Genomic DNA, 19,632 nt, shown 5'->3' with positions numbered 1-19,632 from the left:
TCTTACACGCCTACCCGCTCCACTTGTGTTTATGGGCAAGCATGCTCTCGCTCGCAGCCTGCCAGGCATCGACCGTCACCCCAGCCGAGAAGCCCTTTATCGAGGCCATGCAGTCTGTCCTTGCCAACGACGTAACGACCGCAACCCAAGGTAAGCTTAGCGGGGCAGTCGATCTCAAGGTCACCCTCGATCGCCAGTCCCGCCCCGTCGCCTGTTCAACCCAGCCCGGCAAACCGGAGTACGCCGCCAAGCTGCCTGCTGAAGTGGTCCGTTCCGCCTATCCGGTTCTGGCCCGCGCAGTCGAACGGCAATGCTGGAAGACCATTTATCCCTTGGTGCCGAGCGAGCTGTATGGAGGCGAAGAGACCGTCCAGATCACTGCCCCCATCGTGATAGTCGCGCCTTGGCCGACATTGGCCAGCGATCACCCCTGGCGGATCCATGAAGCGCGCAAGGCATTTTTCTGGCAGCAACTGATGCGTGAGCAACCCGTCGACAGCGTTGGCCAGGCGGTCATCCGCTACCAGGCCGACGCCCAGGGCAAAGTCACCGGTTGCCTGGTTGATCTGGCCCCCGTACCGCAGCGAACCGATGCTTTTCGCCTGGATGGGCAATTGCAAGCCGACCTGAGCCGTCGCTGCATGCAACTCGACCTGCGTGACATGCCTAGTTTCATGCTGGAGGCGCAGGCGCCTGCAGAAAATCATGCGGTCGTTGAATACGCCCCCTGGAAAGTCGGCCGCCAATAGCCGCCTCGATTGCACAGAACGCCCTCCGGCGCCCTGCAGGCCAAAACAGGTATCCCGATGTCGCCCACGAAAAAGCGCGCCCTCCCGCCTGCCGTTCTACTGGTCTTCACAACAACGATGCCGTGGCCTGACCACGGCACTTGCGCCCAGGCTGCCTTTGAAGACCGGAGAACATCCCAATGTCCGTACCCCATGAGGTATCCCCCGCCACCTTGCGCCGGGTGATCGCCGCCTCGGCCATCGGCAATTTCGTCGAATGGTTCGATTTCGCCGTCTATGGCTTTCTCGCCACGCTGATCGCCAGCCTGTTCTTCACAGGCGAAGATGCCAGCGTCGCCTTGCTCAAGACCTTTGCCGTATTCGCCGTAGCGTTCGCCCTGCGACCGCTGGGCGGTATCGTGTTCGGCGCGCTGGGCGATCGGTTGGGTCGCAAGCGCATCCTGTCGCTGACCATCCTGTTGATGGCCGGCTCAACCACCCTGATCGGCCTGCTGCCGACCTACGCCAGCATCGGCCTGGCGGCGCCGCTGTTGCTCACCGTGGCGCGCTGCCTGCAAGGTTTTTCCGCAGGCGGCGAGTACGCCGGCGCCTGCGCCTATCTGATGGAACATGCACCGCAGGACAAACGGGCCTTCTACGGCAGCTTCGTGCCGGTCTCGACCTTTTCCGCCTTCGCCTGCGCGGCAGTGATTGCCTACACCCTGGAGGCGAGCCTGACCCCCGAGGCCATGAGCAGTTGGGGCTGGCGTGTTCCGTTCCTGATCGCCGCGCCTTTAGGCCTGGTCGGCCTCTACCTGCGCTGGCGGATGGAGGAAACCCCAGCCTTTCGCGAGGCCATGGCCGAGGGCAAGGAACACAGCCACTCGCCGCTCAAGCAAACCCTGCGCCACCACGGCAGGGCGATCCGCAACCTGGGCGCGTTCATTTCGCTGACCGCGCTGTCGTTCTACATGTTCACCACTTACTTCTCTACCTACCTGCAGATGGTCGGCAACCTGAGCCGCGCCCAGTCGCTGCTGGTGACCACCGTGGCGCTGCTGTTCGCCGCGGTCGGCTGCCCGCTGGCCGGCGCCTTCTCCGACCGGGTCGGGCGGCGCAAGACCATCGGCTTCACCTGCCTATGGGTGATGGTGGCGGTATTCCCGGCCTACTGGCTGGCCAGTTCCGGCTCGATGTCCGGCGCGTTGCTGGGGGTGATCCTGCTGGCCGTCGGTGCCTTGCTCAGTGGCGTGGTCACCGCGGCGTTGCTGTCGGAGACCTTCCCGACCCGCACCCGCTACACCGCCTCGGCGATCACCTACAACGTGGCCTACACCCTGTTCGGCGGCACCGCGCCTCTGGTGGCCACCTGGCTGATCAGCCAGACCGGCAGCAGCCTGGCGCCGGCCTTTTACCTGGTGGTGATCGCATTGGTGGCGCTGGTGGGCGGCTTGGCACTGCCGGAGACCTCGCAGATCTCTCTGCACGAGGACGCCGGCGAGCGCCAGCCTGCGCGCGCGATACCCTAGCGATTGAGCAAAGTGCGGCGTGTGGGGCGGCTCAAGCCGCCTCCTCACGCCGGTGCGCCCACTGGTACAACGCCGGCAGCACCAGCAAGGTCAAGGCGGTGGACGACAGGATGCCGCCAATCACCACGGTCGCCAGCGGTCGCTGCACCTCGGCGCCGGTCCCGGTGGCCAGGGCCATGGGGATGAACCCCAGCGAGGCCACCAGAGCGGTCATCAGTACCGGTCGCAGGCGAGTCAGTGCCCCTTCCTCGATCGCCGCATGCAGCGTGCGCCCTTCCTCACGCAGGTTGCGGATGAAGGCGATCATCACCAGTCCGTTGAGTACCGCGACCCCGGACAACGCGATGAACCCGACCCCGGCGGAAATCGACAGCGGGATGTCCCGTAGCCACAGCGCCAACACACCGCCGGTCAAGGCGAACGGGATGCCGGTGAACACCAGCAAGCCGTCCTTGAGGTTGTTGAACATCATCAGCAGCAACGCCATCACCAGCAGCAATGCAACCGGCACCACCACCTGCAGGCGCTCGGTCGCCGACTGCAACTGCTCGAACTGGCCACCCCAGCGGGTCCAGTAGCCCGCTGGAATCTGCACCTCGTCGATCAGCCGTTGCTCGGCCTGTTCGACGAACGAACCCAGGTCACGACCACGCACGTTCGCGCTGACCACCACCACCCGCTTGCCATCCTCACGGCTGACCTGGTTCGGCCCCAATTGCAAATTCAACGTGGCCACCTGCGACAGCGGGATGAACCCGATTTGCGCAGCTCCCGCGGCGCTGCTGGCCGGAACGGGGATCAGCAGGCCCGACAGCCCGTCGACATCGGTGCGCAATGTTTCGGACAGGCGCACCAGCATGTCGAAGCGTCGGTCGCCTTCGTACAGGGTACCGGCGGTACGGCCACCGACGGCGATGGCAATGGCGTCTTGCACATCCCCCACGTTCAGGCCGTAACGGGCGGCCTTGTCGCGATCGATGTCGATGGTCAGCACCGGCAGGCCGGTGGTCTGCTCCACCTTGACCTCGGAGGCGCCCGGCACTTGTTGCAAGCTAGCGGCGATCTGCGCGGCGATCCGGTTGAGCACGTCCATGTCATCGCCGAACACTTTCACCGCCACATCGCTGCGCACGCCGGAAATCAGCTCGTTGAATCGTAACTGGATCGGCTGGGACAACTCGTAGTTGCTGCCCGGCACACTGGCCGCGGCACGCTGTACTTCGGCGATCAGCGCTTCGCGCGGCTTGCCGGGATCGGCCCATTGCTCGCGCGGTTTGAGCATCACATAGGCATCGGAGATGTTCGGCGGCATCGGGTCAGAGGCGATCTCGGCAGTGCCAGTGCGGGCGAATACCCGCTCCACCTCCGGCACCTGGGCGATGATGATCTGTTCCAGGCGCTGCTGCATCTGCACCGACTGGCTCAGGCTCGTACCCGGTACCCGCAGGGCCTGGAGGGCGAAGTCGCCCTCGCTGAGGCTGGGGATGAACTCGCTGCCCATGCGGCTGGCCAATGCACCGGACAACACCACCAGCAAGGCGGCGCCGGCGAAGGCCAGCGTGCGCTGGCGCAGGACCCAGGCCAGGACAGGTGCATAGCGCTGGCGGGCGGTGCGCATCACAACGCCCTCTTCTTCCTTGACCTTGCCGGTGACGAACAGGGCAATGGCCGCAGGCACGAAGGTCACCGAAAGGATCATCGCCCCCAGCAAGGCCATCACCACGGTGAACGCCATGGGGTGGAACATCTTGCCCTCGACGCCGGTCAGGGCAAAGATCGGCAGGTACACCACCATGATGATCAGCTGGCCATAGATCAGCGGCCGGCGCGCTTCGCGGGCGGCAGCGAATACCTCATGGAAGCGCTCGGCGCGGGTCAGCATGCGGCCGTGGCGCTGCTGGGCGTGGGCCAGTCGGCGGATGGCGTTCTCGACGATCACCACCGCGCCGTCGACGATGATGCCAAAGTCCAAGGCCCCGAGGCTCATGAGGTTGGCGCTGACCTTGTTGTTGAACATGCCGGTGAAGGTGAACAGCATCGACAGCGGAATGACCATCGCGGTGATCAACGCCGCGCGGATATTGCCCAGGAACAGGAACAAGACCGCGATCACCAGGATCGCGCCCTCCACCAAGTTCTTCTTGACCGTGGCGATGGCCTTTTCCACGAGGTTGGTGCGGTCGTAGACCGTCACGGCCATCACCCCCTTGGGCAGCGTGCGGTTAATGTCGGCCAGCTTGCGCGCCACCGCCTGGGACACCGTGCGACTGTTCTCGCCGATCAACATGAACACCGTGCCCAACACCACTTCGCGGCCGTTCTCGGTGGCCGCACCGGAGCGCAGCTCCTGGCCCAGGCCTACTTGGGCGACATGGCTGACGCGGATCGGCGCGCCGTCGACACTGGAAATGACGATGTTCGCAATGTCCTCAGCCGAAGCCACCTGACCCGGGGCGCGGATCAGCAGTTGCTCGCCGTTGCGCTCGATGTAGCCGGCGCCGACGTTGGCGTTGTTGCGTTCCAAAGCGCCGATCAAATCGTTGAGCGTGAATTTGTAGGCCGCCAAACGTTTTGGGTCCGGAGCGATCAGGTATTGCTTGGCATGGCCGCCGATGGAATTGACCTCGGCCACGCCCGGCACGTTGCGCAGTTGTGGCTTGATGATCCAGTCCTGGATCACCCGCAGGTCAGTCGCCGTATAGGGCGTGCCGTCGTCCTTGAGCGCCCCTGGCTCGGCCTCGACGGTCCACAGGAAGATCTCACCCAGCCCGGTGGAGATCGGCCCCATGGCCGCTTCGATGCCGGCGGGCAGCTGCTCGCGGGCCACCTGCAGGCGCTCATTGACCAACTGGCGGGCGAAGAAGATGTCGGTGCTGTCTTCGAAGATCACCGTCACCTGGGACAGCCCCGAGCGCGACAGCGAGCGAGTCTGCTTGAGCCCCGGCAGGCCGGCCATGGCGGTCTCGATGGCAAAGGTGATGCGCTGCTCGGTCTCCAGCGGCGAGTAGCCGGGCGCGGCCGTGTTGATCTGCACCTGGACATTGGTGATATCCGGCACCGCATCGATCGGCAGCTTCTGGTAGCTGTTGATGCCGACGGCAGCCATCAGCACCACCGCGAGCATCACCACCAGGCGCTGCTCGATAGCAAATTGGATCAGGCGTTCGAACATGAAGAGGTCCCCAGTCAGTGGCTGTGCTCGGCCGAGCCCTTGCCGAGCTCAGACTTGAGAACGAAGCTGCCAGCGGCCGCCACCTGGGTGCCGGCCGCCAGGCCGTCGGTGATTTCCACCTGGCCTGCGTCGCGTCGGCCGGTTTTCACCGGGCGGGCCTGGAAACCCTCGTCGGTGCGGGCGAACACGACGGTCTGTTCCTCCCACGTTTGCAGCGCTGCCTCTGGTACCACCACGGCGGCATCGAAGCGCTCGACGTTCACCGCGATGTTGACGAACAGCCCCGGACGCCAGGCGCCGTTGGGATTGGCCAAGGTGGCACGGGCAGTGGCTGCGCGGCTTTGCTCGCCCAGCAGACTGCCCACATAGTTGACCTGGCCTTGGACCTGAGCCCCCAGATCCGGCGCGCTCACGGTGACCGTCCGCCCGGTCGTGACCCGGCTCAAGTCACGCGGGGTGACCGAAAAGGTGGCCCAGACCCGGCTCAGGTCCGAGAGGGTGAAGGCGTTGCTGGTCTCGTCGACCACTTCGCCGACGGTCAGGTGCTTCTCCACCACCACGGCGTCGAAGGGGGCGCGCAGCTCGTAGCGATTGCCTGCGCCGGCCGGAGCGACGGCGGCGACTTTCTGCTGGGCGTTGGTCAGCGCGATTTCGGCCTCCTGCAAGGCCTGGCGGGCTTGCAGGTAGTCCTGTTCGGCACTGATACGTTCCTGCCACAGCTGTTGTTCGCGCTTGAAGGTCAACCGCGCCAGTTCCACGCGGCGCTGGGCAGCCTGCTGCTCGCTGCGCAGATCGGAGATCTGCTGGCTGGCGATCACCGCCAGGACTTGTCCACGCTTGACTGGCTGGCCCAGGTCGGCGTGCACCGATTCCACCACCCCGGGCACACGGGGCACTACATGAGCGGTATGGTCCTCGTCGAAGCGGATCTCGCCAGGGAAGCTGATAGCGGTGCCCAAGGTCATCGGCGCGGCAGCGACCAACTGCACACCAGCGGCTTCGATCTGGGTGGCGGACAGGTGCAGGCTGCCCTCCTGTTCCTCATGTCCTTCATCGCCACCCTCGGCGTGAGCATGACCATCGTCTTGCTGCGGGCTGTCATGGGTAGGGTTGTTTTCGCCCTGGGTGTCTTGAGGAGCCTGGCCGATGGATTGGGTCCAGGCCAGGCCGCCCAGGCCGATCACGGCGATGGCAGCGGCCAGGATGGCGAGTTTGCGGGTGTTTTGCATGGTTGCTCCTAAAGGGATTGCCGATGGCATCGGTGCAGACGGGCGAGACAGGCCTCGGTCAATGGTCTGGGCCAAGGTCGCCGTAGATGCGCTCGACCTGAGCACGGGCATCGGTTGCCGAGGCCAGGGCCTCCAGGTACAGCCCACGTGCCTCGATCAGCGTGCGCTGGGCATCGAGGACATCGAGGAAGGCGAACTTGCCCATCTCGAAACCACGGGTGGCGGTGTCCACAGCCTGCTGCGCCGAAGGCAGGATGGTGCGGTCATAGGCCTGCACCTCCTGCATTGCCGACGCCCACTGGCTGACGGCGCTGCGGGTGTCGCTGTGCAGGCGCAACTGCACGGCGTTGCGCAGGTCACGGGCCTGGTCGGCGCGGCGCGCGGCAGCCAGCACATTGCCCTGGTTGCGGTCGAACAACGGCAGGGGCATGGACAGACCGACCACGTTGACCCGTTCACGCTCCTCACGGCTGTACTGGCTGCCCAGGCTCACGGTCAGGTCGGGGATGCGCTTGGCTTTTTCCGAGCCGAGGGACGCCTCCCCTCTCTGGATCTGCGCTTCTGCCAGGCGCCACTCGGCGGTTTGCGACACCTTGTCGAGCAAGGTCTGGGCGCGAGGTGCCGGGCCCGGCGACAGCTGGCTCGTATCCAGGCGAGCGAAGGCCGCCTGCGGGCTGCCGGTCAGCCGCGCCAAAGACTGATTGGCGACGACGCGCTGCGACTCGGCACGGCGCACCTGCGCCTGCGCCTGGGCCAGCTGAACCTGGGCGCGGGTGGCCTCGACCGGCGAGGACTGTCCCGCCTTCACCCGCCCTTGCACGACCCGCAGGCCGCGCTCGGTCAAGGCCTGGGATTGCTGCGCCAACTCCAGGGCGGTCTGGGCGCGCAAGGCGGCATGGAAGGCCTGCACCACATCGGCACGCAGGCCATTGCGCTGGCGCTCCCACTCCAGCTGGGCGACGCTCTGGCCGGCGGCGGCCACGTCGATGCGTGCGCCGCGCTTGCCGCCCAGTTCCAGGGCCTGGCTGAGGGTCACGGTGGTCGTTCGGGTATCGCGGCGGGTGTCCTCGGCTTCCCAGGACAACTCTGGATTGGGCAGTAGCCCCGCCTGGCGCCGCTCACCTTCGGCGATACCGATTTCGCGGCCGGCGGCAGCAAGGTCGGGGTTCTGGGCGAAGGCGGCCTCGATCGCCTGGGGCAGGCTCAGGCGCTGCTCAGCGCGCAGGCTGGGCGCAGCGAGGCCAGCCAGCAGTAGACAGAACAAGGCGGTACTGCGGGGGATGAACCGGTTGCGCGGCACGTTTGAAGTCCTCGTCGGCAAGCGTCGGAAAGCATGGCGAGGGACTGTAAAGAGCGCCGCCTATCGGCTCGGTGGCGGCAAAATTACAATTTTGAAAGGGAGGCCGAAGGACGACACTATCCGATAACCGCACACATTCGCTGCGGGGCAAACGAAGGAAATTGACGAAACTAACCAGGTGGTACATATATCGAGGCATCCAAGAACAACAAAGCGATGCCCCGCCATGACGCCCCGAATCCTCGTGCTCAACGGCCCCAACTTGAACCTGCTCGGCACCCGCGAGCCCGACCAGTATGGCCAGGAAACCCTCGCCGACCTGGCCCAAGGCTGTGCCGACTGCGCACACGCGCTCGGCCTGGAAATCGAATTTCGCCAGACCAACCATGAAGGCGAGCTGATCGACTGGACACACGCCGCACGCGGACGCTGTGCCGGCATTCTGATCAATCCCGGCGCCTGGACACACACGTCGGTAGCCATTCGCGATGCCTTGGCGGCGAGCGAGTTGCCAGTCATCGAGGTGCACCTTTCCAACGTGCACAAGCGCGAGCCGTTCCGTCACCTCTCCTTCGTGTCATCGATCGCCGTGGGCGTGATCTGTGGCCTTGGCAGCCACGGCTACCGCCTGGCCCTGACGCATTTCGCCCAACTGCTCAAGGAGCCACGCGGATGAACCCGAACACTGTCCTGGCCGGGCTGATCGGCCGTGGTATCCAAGCCTCGCGGACCCCAGCGCTGCACGAGCACGAGGGCGACGCCCAAGCCTTGCGCTACCTGTACCGGTTGATCGACGCCGACCAGCTGGGCCTGGATGACAGCGCTTTGCCCGGCCTGCTGGATGCGGCCCAGCGCACCGGGTTTACCGGCCTCAACATCACCTACCCGTTCAAGCAGGCGATCCTGCCGCTGCTCGATGAGCTGTCGCAAGAGGCTGAAGGCATCGGTGCGGTGAACACTGTCGTGCTCAAAGACGGCAAGCGGGTCGGCCACAACACCGACTGCCTGGGCTTTGCCGAAGGCCTGCGCCGGGGCCTGCCGGATGTGGCACGTGACCAGGTGGTACAGATGGGTGCCGGCGGCGCGGGCTCGGCGGTGGCTCATGCGCTGCTTGGTGAAGGCGTACGCCATTTGGTGCTGTTCGATGTGGACAGCACGCGCGCCCAGGCGCTGGTGGGTAACCTCAGCGCCCGCTTCGGCGAAGGCCGGGCGTCACTCGGCACGGACCTGGCTGCCGCCATGGCTACGGCGGACGGGCTGGTCAACACCACCCCGGTGGGCATGGCCAAGCTGCCCGGCACACCCCTGCCCGTGGCGCTGCTGCATGCCCGGCTGTGGGTGGCCGAAATCATTTATTTCCCGCTGGAAACCGAGCTGCTGCGCCATGCCCGGGCGCTGGGGTGTCGCACGCTCGATGGCAGCAGCATGGCGGTATTCCAGGCAGTCAAGGCATTCGAGCTGTTCACCGGCCGAATCGCCGATGCCGGGCGCATGCAAGCGCATTTCGCACGCCTGGGGTGAGGTACCTGCTCGCGGGTACATCGCCGTACCCGCGAAGCAGATTGCACGTCATCAGGCGGGCAGCATCCCACGCACCATGAACGCAGTCGATTCACGCACCTCGCGCCAGTACCGCTCCAAGTCCATGGGCTCGCTGCGGCACAGGCGCAGCAGTTGCAGGTGCCCATAGTCGTTGAGCATGAAGGCGGCATAGTCGACATCCAGATCGGCGCGTAACTTGCCCAGCCCGCGCAGCTCGTCCAGCAGCGCAGCGATCTCGCTCACCAACGCATCGTTGACCCGCTTGTAGGGCGCAGGCAACGCCGACTGATCAGGCCCAAGCAGCGCAATCACTTGGGGCAGGATCTCGCGCCACAACGCAGGCGACAGCACCTCGAAGGCGAACTCGGTCAGGCAACGCTCGAAATAGCAAATGGTGTCGATCGGGTCGTCCAGCTCGGGGATGCGCTGGCGCGCGGCGCTGATGGCGCGGTGATCCGCCTCGCGCAGTTTCTCCAGAAGGATCTCCTGCTTGCTGCCGAAATAGGCGAAGACCGTAGGCACCGAGACCGCCGCCGAACGGGCGATCTGCTCCATGGTGGTGGTCTGGAACCCTTGGCTCTCGAACAGGCTCAGGGCCGATTGACTGATGGCCTGGCGGCGCAGGGCCTTTTGTTGTTCGCGCAATCCGCTCATGGCTCTCCTGGCTGGCGTTGGCGGGTGGGCGCCCAGCATAACGGCAAACTCATTCGATTAAAAATTTTATTGACTAAAAGTTTTTATGGATTAAAAAATATTTCCACGTGATCGACTGACCACGCCGTACCGGCCGCACCCTGCCCGACAACAACAACCAGCGGGAGCCTTGCAATGCCTACCCTCGCCTGTCGTCCGCGGCCCTCCCTCGCCCAGCCCCACGAGTACCGCCATGACTGAACATGCCGACCTGATCATCCACCACGCCCGTATCTACACCGTCGATCCGCACCGCCCCTGGGCCAGCGCCGTGGCGGTGCGCGGCGAGCGTATCGTGCATGTCGGCGACGACCGTAGCGTGCTGGCTTTCAAGGGCCCTGCCACCCGCATGCTCGACGCCCAGGGCAAGTTGGTGCTGCCAGGTTTCGTCGAATCCCACTGGCACTTTTCCACCACCGCGTTCGCCCATCAGGCCTTCGTCAACCATGAAGACCCCCATCAGGTGCTGGCTGCGCTCAAGCGCTACGTGGACGAGAACCCCAACGAGAAGGCCATCACCGGCATGGGTTGGGTCCAGGCCTTGGTGCCTGGGGACATGCTGCGCCGCGAAACCCTGGACGCGATCTGTGCCGACAAGCCAGTGTGCCTGTTGTCCACCGACTACCATTCCATGTGGGTCAACTCCAAGGCCCTGGAGCTGGCAGGCATCGACCGTGACACGCCACCGGTGGAAGAAGGCGCCAGCTGGTTCGAGAAGGACCCGCACACCGGCGAACCCACCGGCCTGATCGTCGATGGCGCGGCCTATTCGCTACTGATGCAGCGCCTGAGCGACCTGGGTTATCTGCCCGTCGGCATCGATCTGTACCTGCGCTCGATCGCCTTGTGGCAGGAGAAACTGGTCGCCGCCGGCATCACCACCGTGTTCGACGCAGGCTTCCTCGACCCGAGCGGCGATCAGTCGCTGCTGTACCAGACCCTGATGCGCCTGGAAGACGAGCAACGCCTCAAGCTCCGGGTGGTCGGCAGCTACATCGACATGGGCACCGACCCGGACCCGGTGGCCAGTCTCAAGGCCCTGCGCGCTGAGTACGCAAGCCCTCTGGTCAAGGCCCAGGCGCTGAAACTGATGCTCGACGGCACCGAGATGAACCACACCGCCTACCTGCTCGAGCCCTACTGTGACAAGCCGCACAGCTGCGGCAGCACCACCATGCCGGAGGAAACCTTCGAGCGGCACGTGCGCGAGGCCGACCTCAACGGCATCGATGTGATGGTCCACGCCGTGGGCGATGGCGCCGTGCGCATGGCCTTGGATGTGTTCGAGCGTGTCAGCGCGAGCAACCCGCCACGTGACCGTCGCCATGTGATCACCCACGCGTTCCTCACCCACCCGGACGACATCCCGCGTTTTCGCCGCATCGGCGTAATGGCCAATACCCAGCTGCAGTGGGGTGTGGTCGACGCCTATACCCAGGCGATCCAGAAGTCCTATGGCCCGCAGCGCTGGGCCTCGATGTACAAGTTCCGCAGCTTCATCGAACAGGGCGTGACCGTGTCCATCGGCATGGACGGGCTGGCCTGCCAGTGCCGCTGCCAGCATCGACCGGTGGAGCACATCGAGTCCGGCCATACCCGGCAGTTGGCGGGCGAGCCCGATGCCCCGGTGATGCCGGACATCCACGAGAAGCTGAGCATCCCCCAGCTGATCGCCGCCTACACCATCAATGGCGCCTACCAGTTGGGCCTGGAGAAAGAGATCGGCTCGATCAGCGAAGGCAAGCGCGCGGATATCATCATTCTGGAACAGGACTTGTTCGAGCTGGACCGCTACCAGATCGGCAAGACCGAGGTTCTGCTGACCCTGATGAACGGCCAAGTCACCCATGACCAGCTGAGCCGCGCCCTGACCTGAGCCCAGGCCCTTCGTCCCAAGCCGCTTCGCAGTGTCGCGCCAACGCGCGGGCTGCGGGGCGCTCCACTGCGACACGCATCAGCCATTTCATTCATCGGGACCCCACAATGCACAACAACAATTCCCGGCTCCAGCGTGCTTCTCTGATCTTCATCGCCAGCACGGCCATCATCGTAATTGGCGTTCAACCCATGTTCATCGGCCTGCTGGCCGAACGCCTGGCCCTTTCCCTCAGCCAGCAAGGCCTGGTGATCGCCATGGAAATGGGTGGCCTGGTCCTGGGTACCCTGCTTAGCCCCTTGTTGGCTCGGCAAGGTAGCCAGCGCCGCGTCTATCTACTGGCCGCGCTGCTGGCGCTGGCCTGTAATCTGTTCACGGCGCAAAGCGCCAGCTTCACCCCGGTACTTGCCTGGCGCCTGCTCGCGGGGATTGGCGGGGGCCTGTTGTACGCCAATGCCCTCAACGACCTCGGCCGCCTGCCGGGACAGGACCGCTCCTTTGGCCTGGTGCTGTTCCTGCAGACAGGCATCTTCGCGTTCTCAGCCGCCACCCTGCCGCTGGTGGCCGAAGCGTTCGGCAGTTCGCTGGCAATCGCCTCGATGGCGGGCTGGTTCGGCCTGATCAGCGTCAGTTGCATCGCCTTACCGGTCTGCCACGCCGTCACCCGCGGCACCGTGCTGGCCGCCAGCGGTCAGGGATCGGCGCGCATCGGCCGCTATTCATTGCTGGGTATGTTGTTCCTGCAACTGGCGATCTACAGCGTCTGGGGCTTCCTCGATCAGCTGGGGCATGACCAAGGCCTGAGCGCCGTGGAGGTGGGTTGGGCATTCGGCATGGGCGTGCTGGGCGGCCTGCCTGGCTCGGGTCTGCCGAGCCTGTTGGGGGCACGGGTCAGCCGCGGGCCGATGATCGGCCTTGGCTCGTTGCTGGTGCTGTTGGCCATCGTCCTGCTCGCCGGGGGTACACCGAGCGCGATCAGCCTGTTCGTGACGCTGTTCATCCTGAACTTCGGCTGGGCCCTGGCGTTGAGCTACTACATGGGCGCCATCGCCACCAACGACCCCCAAGGCCAGTTCACCCCACTGGTGCCGATCACGCTGGCCAGTGCGGCTGCAGTTGCGCCAGCGTTCATCTCGATGCTGCTGCAGGTGACCGGAAAGCCTTCGATCTTCATCACCGCAGCCAGTGCGGTGACCATCGGTTTTCTGCTCAAGTGCATGGCAGGCATGCGCGAGCGGCAGAAGGCCCTATGAAAAGGGGCGCCAAGCGCCCCAAGATACGCGGTCACTCAGCCAGCAACGCCTGTATCACCTTCTCCTGACCGTCATAGCCGCCTTCGCCGTAATGCACATGGCGCACCTGTCCCTGACGGTCAATGAAGTAATGGGCTGGCCAGAACTGGTTGCCCCAGGCGTTCCAGATCCGGTAGTCGTTGTCCACCGCTACCGGATAACCGATGCCTAGACTGGCCACCTTCTGGCGCAGGGTGCCCAGATCATGCTCATAGTCGTATTCCGGCGTATGCACCCCGATCACCACCAGCCCTTGGTCGGCATAGCGCCGGGACCAGTCGTTGACATAGGGCAGGCTGCGCTGGCAGTTGACGCAATCCCAGGTCCAGAAATCCACCAGTACCACCTTGCCCTTGAGCGCCGGGGCATCCAGCGGCGCCGAGTTCAGCCACTGGCTGGCGCCGGCCAGCGAAGGCATGGCGCCCTGCCCGTCCCGCGCCGCCAGGTAACCGGCCAGGCCAAGCCCAACCAGTCCCATGCCCAACCCGCCGACCTTGATCAGCATGCGCCGGTCAATTTTCATGGCAGCCGCCGGTGGCGTAGGTACGGTACTCGACGCTCTGACGCTGGCCGTGGGAGTCCAGGTAATCCATGCGGGTGGTGACCACGCCACAGGCGTTGGCCTGGTCGTCCTGGGTAGAGAGTACTTTCTGGATATCCAGATGATCGCCATAGCGGTATTGCATCACGTTGTCCTGCATCGGTTGCGGGCTTGCCTGGGCACCGATGGCGCCCAAACTGGACAAGGCAAACAAGGCGGCGATGGCAAAAGTCTTGGTGGTCATGGCATCTCTCCTGCGAGTGTTTATGCGGTGGGGAGTCTTCCCCGGTCGAGAGCCATTTCACCGCTGGCGGGTATCCGGGCTGTGTCCGCAAAGGCCTCCTATTGCCTTGTGCTGTATCTGCACCGCCGACGGATACACTGCAATACAAAGCCCGGTCCGCAAGGGCCACAACGCTCGGTACACTGCGCCTATCCAACCCTGTACAGGAACCCTCCGATGGAACATGTCGATCACATCCTGATCGTCGACGACGATCGCGAAATCCGCGAGCTGGTCGGCAATTACTTGAAGAAGAACGGCCTGCGCACCAGCATCGTCGCCGATGGCCGGCAAATGCGCGCCTTCCTGGAGAACAACGCGGTCGACCTGATCGTGCTCGACATCATGATGCCCGGCGACGACGGCCTGTTGCTGTGCCGTGAACTGCGCGCCGGCAAGCACCGCAACACGCCTGTGTTGATGCTCACCGCACGCAACGATGAGACCGACCGCATCATTGGCCTTGAGATGGGGGCCGACGACTACCTCACCAAACCCTTCTCGGCGCGTGAACTGCTGGCGCGCATCAACGCCGTGCTGCGTCGCACGCGGATGCTGCCGCCCAACCTGACCATCAGCGAAAGCAGCCGGCTGATCGGCTTCGGCCAATGGCGGCTGGACACCACCGCCCGCCACCTGCTCGACACCGACGGCACCCTGGTGGCCCTGAGCGGCGCGGAGTATCGCCTGCTGCGGGTGTTTCTCGACCACCCCCAGCGGGTGCTCAGCCGCGAACAACTGCTCAACCTCACCCAGGGCCGCGAGGCGGATATCTTCGACCGCTCCATCGACTTGCTGGTCAGCCGCCTGCGCCAACGTCTGGGCGACGACGCCCGCGAACCCACCTGCATCAAAACCGTACGCAGCGAGGGCTATGTGTTCTCCCTGCCGGTGCAGTTGCTCGAGTCGCCGTTATGAGATGGCCCCGTACCCTTGCCTCGCGCCTGGCGCTGATCTTTCTCACCGGGCTGGTGCTGGCCTACGGGCTGTCGTTCGGCCTGCAGTTCTACGAGCGCTATGTCAGCAGCCGTTCGATGATGCTCAACAACCTGGAGCAAGACGTGGCAACCTCGGTGGCGATCCTCGAGCGCTTGCCAGCAAACGAGCGTGCTGCCTGGCTGCCACGCCTGCAACGGCAAAATTATCGCTATCAACTCAGTGAAGGCCTCAGTGGCCAGGCCATGGCCAGCGAGGACCCGCCCATGGCCGCCGAGTCGATCGTCAAGGCGATCGGCCAGGATTATCGCCTGACCTTCCAGGAGATCCCGGGCCCCATTGCGCATTTTCAGGCCCACTTGCGCCTGGCGGACGGCGCGCCGCTGACCATCGACGTCACGCCGGCCGGCGTGCCCTTGGCCAAATGGCTGCCGGTGGTGCTGTTGATCCAGCTGGCGGTGCTGCTGGGCTGCACCTGGCTGGCCGTGCGTCTGGCGATCCGTCCACTGACCCGGCTGGCCCGTGCGGTGGACGATCTGGACCCGGACAAACCCGGCCCCCAACTGGACGAAAGCGGCCCCCGAGAGGTGCGCTACGCGGCAGTCGCCTTCAACGCCCTGCAGGCGCGCATCGCGGCCTACCTCAAAGAGCGCATGCAACTGCTGGCGGCCATCTCCCATGACCTGCAAACCCCCATCACGCGCATGAAATTGCGGGTGGAGGTGATGGACGACGGCCTGGAGAAGGACAAACTCTGGAGCGACCTGAGCGCCATGGAACACTTGGTGCGCGAAGGCGTGGCGTACGCGCGCAGCATGGACAGCAGCACCGAGGCGCCATGCCGCATCAAGCTCGATGCCTTCCTCGACAGCCTGGTCTTCGATTACCAGGACAGCGGCGCCAAGGTCGAGCGCCTGGGTGCCACCGATGTCACCCTCCACACCCGCCCCCATGCCCTGCGCCGGGTGCTGGTGAACCTGGTGGACAATGCGCTGAAGTTCGCAGGTGCCGCGCAGCTTGAGGTGGAACACACCGGGAACGGCACGTTGATCCGTGTGCTCGACGAAGGGCCTGGCATTCCCGCCGATGAGCTGGCCGAAGTGCTCAAACCGTTCTACAGGGTGGAAGGTTCCCGCAACCGCAGCACCGGAGGTACCGGCCTGGGGCTGGCGATCGCTCAGCAACTGACCCAGGCCATGGGAGGGCAACTGACCTTGAGCAACCGCGCTGGCGGCGGGCTGTGCGCGCAGATCGAGCTCAAATGACGTGGGGGCCGCGTCCCGGCCCCGGCTTCGACTACACGCCGATACATAACGCCACTGCCCTGGACACACTGCAGATACCCTCGCCGCACACACTCCTTGTCACACCTCGAGCCCCAGGGCTCGAGTTCTCCAACCTGCTGACAAGAGAGCCTGACCATGAACGCATTGCCCCGCGCCTTTAACGCCCTGGATCGCCTCGGTACCTGGAGCGCCGACCTGCCCCTGCGCCTGTTCCTGGCCTGGGAGTTCTTCGAATCGGGTATCGAGAAATTCAACGGCGCCAACTGGTTCACTGATCTGCAAGCGAGTTTTCCCTTCCCGTTCAACCTATTGCCAGCCAATGTGAACTGGCAGCTCTCGCTGTGGGCTGAATTGATCTGCCCGCTGTTGCTGCTGCTCGGCCTGGGCACGCGCCTGGCCTCGGCCGTGCTGATGGTGGTGACAGTAGTGGCTATCGCCGCGGTGCACTGGCCGGCGCAGTGGTCGAGCCTGGCCGAGCTTGCCCAGGGCTATGCGATTACCAACCAGGGCTACGGCAACTTCAAGCTGCCGGTCATCTATCTGGTGGCCTTGCTGCCACTGTTGCTCAAAGGGGCCGGCCGCCTGAGCCTGGATCACTGGCTGCGCGGCCGGTTCCAGCCAATGAGAGTCAGAGCACCCGTCTGATCAATGGCTCGAGGCGGCTGTAGCGCAGCCGCCGCAGCAGCTTGAGCACCTCGCGCGGGTGTTCGCCGGCCTCGCCCAGCTCCTCGGCCGACGACAGCCGGGGGGCGTGCCGACGGATCCTTTCGAGTTCGGCCTCACGGGGGGCGAGCCACTGTCCCTGGGGGTCATCGATCAATAGGCCGTTCTCAAGGTCCAGATTGAACCCACGGGGATTGAGGTTGTTGCCGGTGAGCAAGCTGTAGCGTTCGTCGATCCACACGCCCTTGGCATGGAAGGTGTGCCCCGGATCGTTCCAGATCCGCACCTGCAGCTGGCCGCTGGCAATGGCGCCCTGGCGCCGATGGGCGAAGGCGCGCAGGTTGTCCTCGTACAGATAGGGCAAGGCGGCGCTGGCGGTGAAGGGTTGCCCGGGGGCGACGTAGAAATCGTTGGCGGTTCGGTGACCGATGATCATCTCCACCGTCACCCCACGGGCCAGCGCCCGGTCGATCTCGGCGATCAGTACACGGGGCGGGTTGAAGTACGGTGTGCTGAGCACGATCTGCGAACGCGCAGCCGCAAGCAGCGCGCACACGCTGCGGTTGAGCGGATTGCCTCGGCCGATGCCCAACAGAGGGATCACCCGCAGCCCTTCCCGGGCCGGAGCCACGGGCAGGTCGTAGGCCATGTGCCTCAAACGCGCCCGCAGCCGGCGAATCGCACCACGCAGGCGTTTGGTCGTCGGCGGTGCAGGCAAGTCCAGGCGCGGTGTCGCGGTACTTGCCAGTATCTGCCGCACCAGGCCGGCCATGGCGTCAGCCAACCCGGCATTGTGGAACAGGTGGTATCGATCCAGCCGGTAGCGGTCGAAGCGGTGTAGGTAGACGTTGTTCAGGCTCGCCCCGGTGTACAGCACCTGGTCATCGATGATGCTGCCTTTGAGGTGCAGCACGCCGAACAGCTCGCGGGTCTGTACCGGCACACCATGGATGACCACATCAAGGCCTCGGCGTTGACGCTGGGCCTGGTACCACGCCGCGTTGCCCGGTTGCCGGCCCGCCCCCAGCAAGCCGCGCCGGGCCCGGAACCAGTCGACGACGACGAGAACCTCCAGCGCTGGTCGCGCCGCCTTGGCCTGGTACAAGGCGTCGAGCACTTCTTGGCCGGCCTCGTCCTCTTGCAAGTACAGGGCGACGATGACAATACGTTGGGTGGCGCTGGCAATCAGCTCAAGCAAGCGAGTGCGGTAGCTCGCCGCATCGGGCAACACCTCGATGGCACCGGGGGCCAGGGCGAAGCCTTCCTGGGGTACCGGCACGGATTTACGGTTCAAGCGGTCGTCTCCTGTGCAAAAGGGGCTCCGGGTCGTGGGCATTCCGGCCCCTTGTCATCCGGGTGTACTATCGGGCCGGCCACGGCATAGAACAACAAGAATTCCTCAAGGCTGGTTTTTTCTTATAGCCCGGATACAACGACGCCTCAGCTTGCACAGGTAAATCGCACATGGTCCAGCCCTGCTCTGCGCAGCCTGCCTCCCCCCTCCCCCCACCCAGGACGTTCGGCTTTCTGGTACAACCCAACTTCACCACCATCGGCCTGGCCTCGGCGGTCGAGACCCTGCGCATGGCCAACCTGGCCGCCTGCCGCCCGTTGTTTCGCACCGTAGTCATCGCCGCCACGCCGGAACCTGTGACCGCCAGCAACGGCATGCGCGTGCTACCTGACCATGGCATCGCCGACGCACCCGCACTGGATGCCCTGTTCGTGGTAGGTGCCAACCCCATTGCCAACGACCGTGACAGCCGCCGGCTGATCGACTGGTTGCGACAACTCGCCCGCCAGCGGGTACCCCTGGGTGGAATTTGCACGGGCAGCTACCTGCTGGCACGGGCGCAGCTGCTCAAAGGCTACCGCTGCACCATCCACTGGGAAGACATCGAAGCGCTCAAGGAGCGTTTCCCCGGCATCGTCATCTCCAACCAACTGTACGAGCTCGATCGCGACCGCTACACCTGTTCCGGCGGCGTGGCCGCCATGGACATGATGTTGCAATTGGTCGCCCGCCTGCCCGATGGCCAAGCCATCGCCGCCAAGGCGGCCGAGCTGTTGCTGTGCGACCGGGTGCGTGGTGAGCGTGACCGCCAGCGGGTTCCGCTGCGCACCCGCCTCGGCAATGCGCAACCCAAGCTAAGCCAGGTGGTGGCGATCATGGAAGCCAACCTGGAAGAACCCCTGGGGCTGGAAGAGCTGGCAACCCTCAACGAGGTGACGGTGCGCCAACTGGAGCGGCTGTTTCACAAGTACCTGCAGCGCACCCCCAGCCAGTACTACCTGGAGCTACGTCTGTCACGGGCGCGGGAGATGCTGCTGCGCAGCGACGCCCAGGTGCGGGAAATCGCCCTGGCCTGTGGCTTTACCTCGCCTGCGCATTTTTCCAAGAGCTACAGCCGGTTCTTTGGCCTGTCACCGCTCGGAGAGCGGCGACAGGCGTCGTTGCACTGACGGGTTGCTAACGAAGGTAGGGTTCACCTCGAACAAGGTTTCCCGGCGGCACCTGGCACCGGCTCCGCCGATGTTCGCAGGTGAACCCCGCTCCCACAG

Annotated in this window: 17 protein-coding genes; 10 read left to right on the top strand and 7 right to left on the bottom strand. The window is 64.9% G+C overall.

Going from position 1 to position 19,632, the window contains the following annotated elements; all coding sequences use genetic code 11:
• The first annotated feature begins 41 nt into the window (after positions 1 to 41).
• Both DQ397_RS19560 and DQ397_RS19555 read left to right on the top strand, forming a co-directional pair.
• Positions 42 to 749, top strand: coding sequence for a hypothetical protein (locus DQ397_RS19560; RefSeq protein WP_145997246.1), 708 nt, complete (start codon positions 42 to 44; stop codon positions 747 to 749).
• A 179-nt stretch (positions 750 to 928) separates the two neighbouring features.
• The gene (locus DQ397_RS19555) at positions 929 to 2,257 is read left to right on the top strand and encodes an MFS transporter (RefSeq protein WP_148921600.1); all 1,329 of its coding nucleotides are present in this window, start codon (positions 929 to 931) and stop codon (positions 2,255 to 2,257) included.
• 31 nt (positions 2,258 to 2,288) lie between these two features.
• Here DQ397_RS19555 and DQ397_RS19550 read toward each other — a convergent pair whose 3' ends face one another.
• The 3 genes from DQ397_RS19550 to DQ397_RS19540 are packed head-to-tail and all read right to left on the bottom strand — an operon-like array spanning position 2,289 to position 7,958.
• Entirely contained in the window at positions 2,289 to 5,429 is a 3,141-nt protein-coding gene (locus DQ397_RS19550) for an efflux RND transporter permease subunit (protein WP_043213665.1), read from the bottom strand.
• A 14-nt stretch (positions 5,430 to 5,443) separates the two neighbouring features.
• Positions 5,444 to 6,658, bottom strand: a complete 1,215-nt coding sequence (locus DQ397_RS19545; RefSeq protein ID WP_043213667.1) for an efflux RND transporter periplasmic adaptor subunit — start codon at positions 6,656 to 6,658, stop codon at positions 5,444 to 5,446.
• A gap of 58 nt (positions 6,659 to 6,716) precedes the next feature.
• On the bottom strand, positions 6,717 to 7,958 hold the full coding sequence (locus DQ397_RS19540) for a TolC family protein (protein WP_043213668.1): 1,242 nt from the start codon (positions 7,956 to 7,958) through the stop codon (positions 6,717 to 6,719).
• A 226-nt stretch (positions 7,959 to 8,184) separates the two neighbouring features.
• On the opposite strand from DQ397_RS19540, the gene aroQ reads away from it, so the two are divergent.
• The gene (gene aroQ, locus DQ397_RS19535) at positions 8,185 to 8,634 is read left to right on the top strand and encodes a type II 3-dehydroquinate dehydratase (RefSeq protein ID WP_043213671.1); all 450 of its coding nucleotides are present in this window, start codon (positions 8,185 to 8,187) and stop codon (positions 8,632 to 8,634) included.
• Positions 8,631 to 9,479 carry a shikimate dehydrogenase gene (locus DQ397_RS19530; RefSeq protein WP_043213673.1) on the top strand — a complete coding sequence of 283 codons (849 nt, stop codon included), beginning with the start codon at positions 8,631 to 8,633 and terminating at the stop codon, positions 9,477 to 9,479. Before aroQ ends, DQ397_RS19530 begins: the two co-directional genes overlap by 4 nt.
• A gap of 51 nt (positions 9,480 to 9,530) precedes the next feature.
• On the opposite strand, the gene DQ397_RS19525 is transcribed toward DQ397_RS19530, so the two are convergent.
• Positions 9,531 to 10,154 (bottom strand): TetR/AcrR family transcriptional regulator, encoded by a 624-nt coding sequence (locus tag DQ397_RS19525; protein ID WP_043213676.1) that lies wholly within the window; start codon positions 10,152 to 10,154, stop codon positions 9,531 to 9,533.
• A gap of 232 nt (positions 10,155 to 10,386) precedes the next feature.
• On the opposite strand from DQ397_RS19525, the gene DQ397_RS19520 reads away from it, so the two are divergent.
• Together DQ397_RS19520 and DQ397_RS19515 are read left to right on the top strand one after the other, a co-directional pair.
• Positions 10,387 to 12,069, top strand: coding sequence for an amidohydrolase (locus tag DQ397_RS19520; protein ID WP_043213679.1), 1,683 nt, complete (start codon positions 10,387 to 10,389; stop codon positions 12,067 to 12,069).
• A gap of 107 nt (positions 12,070 to 12,176) precedes the next feature.
• Positions 12,177 to 13,322: a hypothetical protein gene (locus tag DQ397_RS19515; RefSeq protein WP_043213681.1), complete on the top strand. Its 1,146-nt coding sequence runs from the start codon at positions 12,177 to 12,179 to the stop codon at positions 13,320 to 13,322.
• Between the two features lie 31 nt (positions 13,323 to 13,353).
• Here the strand turns inward: DQ397_RS19515 and DQ397_RS19510 are convergent, their stop codons facing one another.
• Both DQ397_RS19510 and DQ397_RS19505 read right to left on the bottom strand, forming a co-directional pair.
• Positions 13,354 to 13,884, bottom strand: coding sequence for a thioredoxin family protein (locus DQ397_RS19510; RefSeq protein ID WP_052352489.1), 531 nt, complete (start codon positions 13,882 to 13,884; stop codon positions 13,354 to 13,356).
• Positions 13,874 to 14,146 (bottom strand): DUF2790 domain-containing protein, encoded by a 273-nt coding sequence (locus DQ397_RS19505; protein WP_043213683.1) that lies wholly within the window; start codon positions 14,144 to 14,146, stop codon positions 13,874 to 13,876. Before DQ397_RS19505 ends, DQ397_RS19510 begins: the two co-directional genes overlap by 11 nt.
• 216 nt (positions 14,147 to 14,362) lie before the next feature.
• Between DQ397_RS19505 and DQ397_RS19500 the strand changes: the two genes are divergently transcribed.
• The 3 genes from DQ397_RS19500 (at position 14,363) to DQ397_RS19490 (ending at position 17,052) form a co-directional block, all read left to right on the top strand.
• Positions 14,363 to 15,103, top strand: coding sequence for a response regulator (locus DQ397_RS19500; RefSeq protein WP_043213685.1), 741 nt, complete (start codon positions 14,363 to 14,365; stop codon positions 15,101 to 15,103).
• Complete coding sequence (locus DQ397_RS19495; protein WP_043213686.1) at positions 15,100 to 16,386, top strand: ATP-binding protein; 1,287 nt, start codon at positions 15,100 to 15,102, stop codon at positions 16,384 to 16,386. Before DQ397_RS19500 ends, DQ397_RS19495 begins: the two co-directional genes overlap by 4 nt.
• Before the next feature lie 156 nt (positions 16,387 to 16,542).
• Entirely contained in the window at positions 16,543 to 17,052 is a 510-nt protein-coding gene (locus DQ397_RS19490) for a DoxX family protein (protein WP_043213689.1), read from the top strand.
• On the opposite strand, the gene pssA is transcribed toward DQ397_RS19490, so the two are convergent.
• Entirely contained in the window at positions 17,036 to 18,406 is a 1,371-nt protein-coding gene (gene pssA, locus DQ397_RS19485; RefSeq protein WP_052352490.1) for a CDP-diacylglycerol--serine O-phosphatidyltransferase, read from the bottom strand. The two genes, DQ397_RS19490 and pssA, sit on opposite strands and share 17 nt — an antisense overlap.
• A 128-nt stretch (positions 18,407 to 18,534) precedes the next feature.
• On the opposite strand from pssA, the gene DQ397_RS19480 reads away from it, so the two are divergent.
• Complete coding sequence (locus DQ397_RS19480; protein ID WP_148921599.1) at positions 18,535 to 19,533, top strand: GlxA family transcriptional regulator; 999 nt, start codon at positions 18,535 to 18,537, stop codon at positions 19,531 to 19,533.
• Positions 19,534 to 19,632: the final 99 nt, after the last annotated feature.

Source organism: Pseudomonas sp. CK-NBRI-02, assembly GCF_008124495.1.
GTDB classification, from domain to species: Bacteria; Pseudomonadota; Gammaproteobacteria; order Pseudomonadales; family Pseudomonadaceae; genus Aquipseudomonas; species Aquipseudomonas guariconensis.
The sequence above is the reverse complement of the archived record's forward strand: the minus strand, read 5'-3'. Positions and strand labels throughout refer to the sequence as shown.

What these genes read in the sequence shown, in the direction of transcription:
- DQ397_RS19545 (WP_043213667.1), bottom strand. Translation starts at nt 6,658, where the DNA reads ATGCAAAACACCCGCAAACTCGCCATCCTGGCCGCTGCCATCGCCGTG.
- DQ397_RS19555 (WP_148921600.1), top strand. Translation starts at nt 929, where the DNA reads ATGTCCGTACCCCATGAGGTATCCCCCGCCACCTTGCGCCGGGTGATC.
- DQ397_RS19520 (WP_043213679.1), top strand. Translation starts at nt 10,387, where the DNA reads ATGACTGAACATGCCGACCTGATCATCCACCACGCCCGTATCTACACC.
- DQ397_RS19530 (WP_043213673.1), top strand. Translation starts at nt 8,631, where the DNA reads ATGAACCCGAACACTGTCCTGGCCGGGCTGATCGGCCGTGGTATCCAA.
- DQ397_RS19560 (WP_145997246.1), top strand. Translation starts at nt 42, where the DNA reads ATGCTCTCGCTCGCAGCCTGCCAGGCATCGACCGTCACCCCAGCCGAG.
- DQ397_RS19490 (WP_043213689.1), top strand. Translation starts at nt 16,543, where the DNA reads ATGAACGCATTGCCCCGCGCCTTTAACGCCCTGGATCGCCTCGGTACC.
- DQ397_RS19525 (WP_043213676.1), bottom strand. Translation starts at nt 10,154, where the DNA reads ATGAGCGGATTGCGCGAACAACAAAAGGCCCTGCGCCGCCAGGCCATC.
- DQ397_RS19550 (WP_043213665.1), bottom strand. Translation starts at nt 5,429, where the DNA reads ATGTTCGAACGCCTGATCCAATTTGCTATCGAGCAGCGCCTGGTGGTG.
- DQ397_RS19500 (WP_043213685.1), top strand. Translation starts at nt 14,363, where the DNA reads ATGGAACATGTCGATCACATCCTGATCGTCGACGACGATCGCGAAATC.
- DQ397_RS19480 (WP_148921599.1), top strand. Translation starts at nt 18,535, where the DNA reads ATGGTCCAGCCCTGCTCTGCGCAGCCTGCCTCCCCCCTCCCCCCACCC.
- DQ397_RS19505 (WP_043213683.1), bottom strand. Translation starts at nt 14,146, where the DNA reads ATGACCACCAAGACTTTTGCCATCGCCGCCTTGTTTGCCTTGTCCAGT.
- DQ397_RS19515 (WP_043213681.1), top strand. Translation starts at nt 12,177, where the DNA reads ATGCACAACAACAATTCCCGGCTCCAGCGTGCTTCTCTGATCTTCATC.
- pssA (WP_052352490.1), bottom strand. Translation starts at nt 18,406, where the DNA reads ATGCCCACGACCCGGAGCCCCTTTTGCACAGGAGACGACCGCTTGAAC.
- DQ397_RS19510 (WP_052352489.1), bottom strand. Translation starts at nt 13,884, where the DNA reads ATGAAAATTGACCGGCGCATGCTGATCAAGGTCGGCGGGTTGGGCATG.
- DQ397_RS19495 (WP_043213686.1), top strand. Translation starts at nt 15,100, where the DNA reads ATGAGATGGCCCCGTACCCTTGCCTCGCGCCTGGCGCTGATCTTTCTC.
- aroQ (WP_043213671.1), top strand. Translation starts at nt 8,185, where the DNA reads ATGACGCCCCGAATCCTCGTGCTCAACGGCCCCAACTTGAACCTGCTC.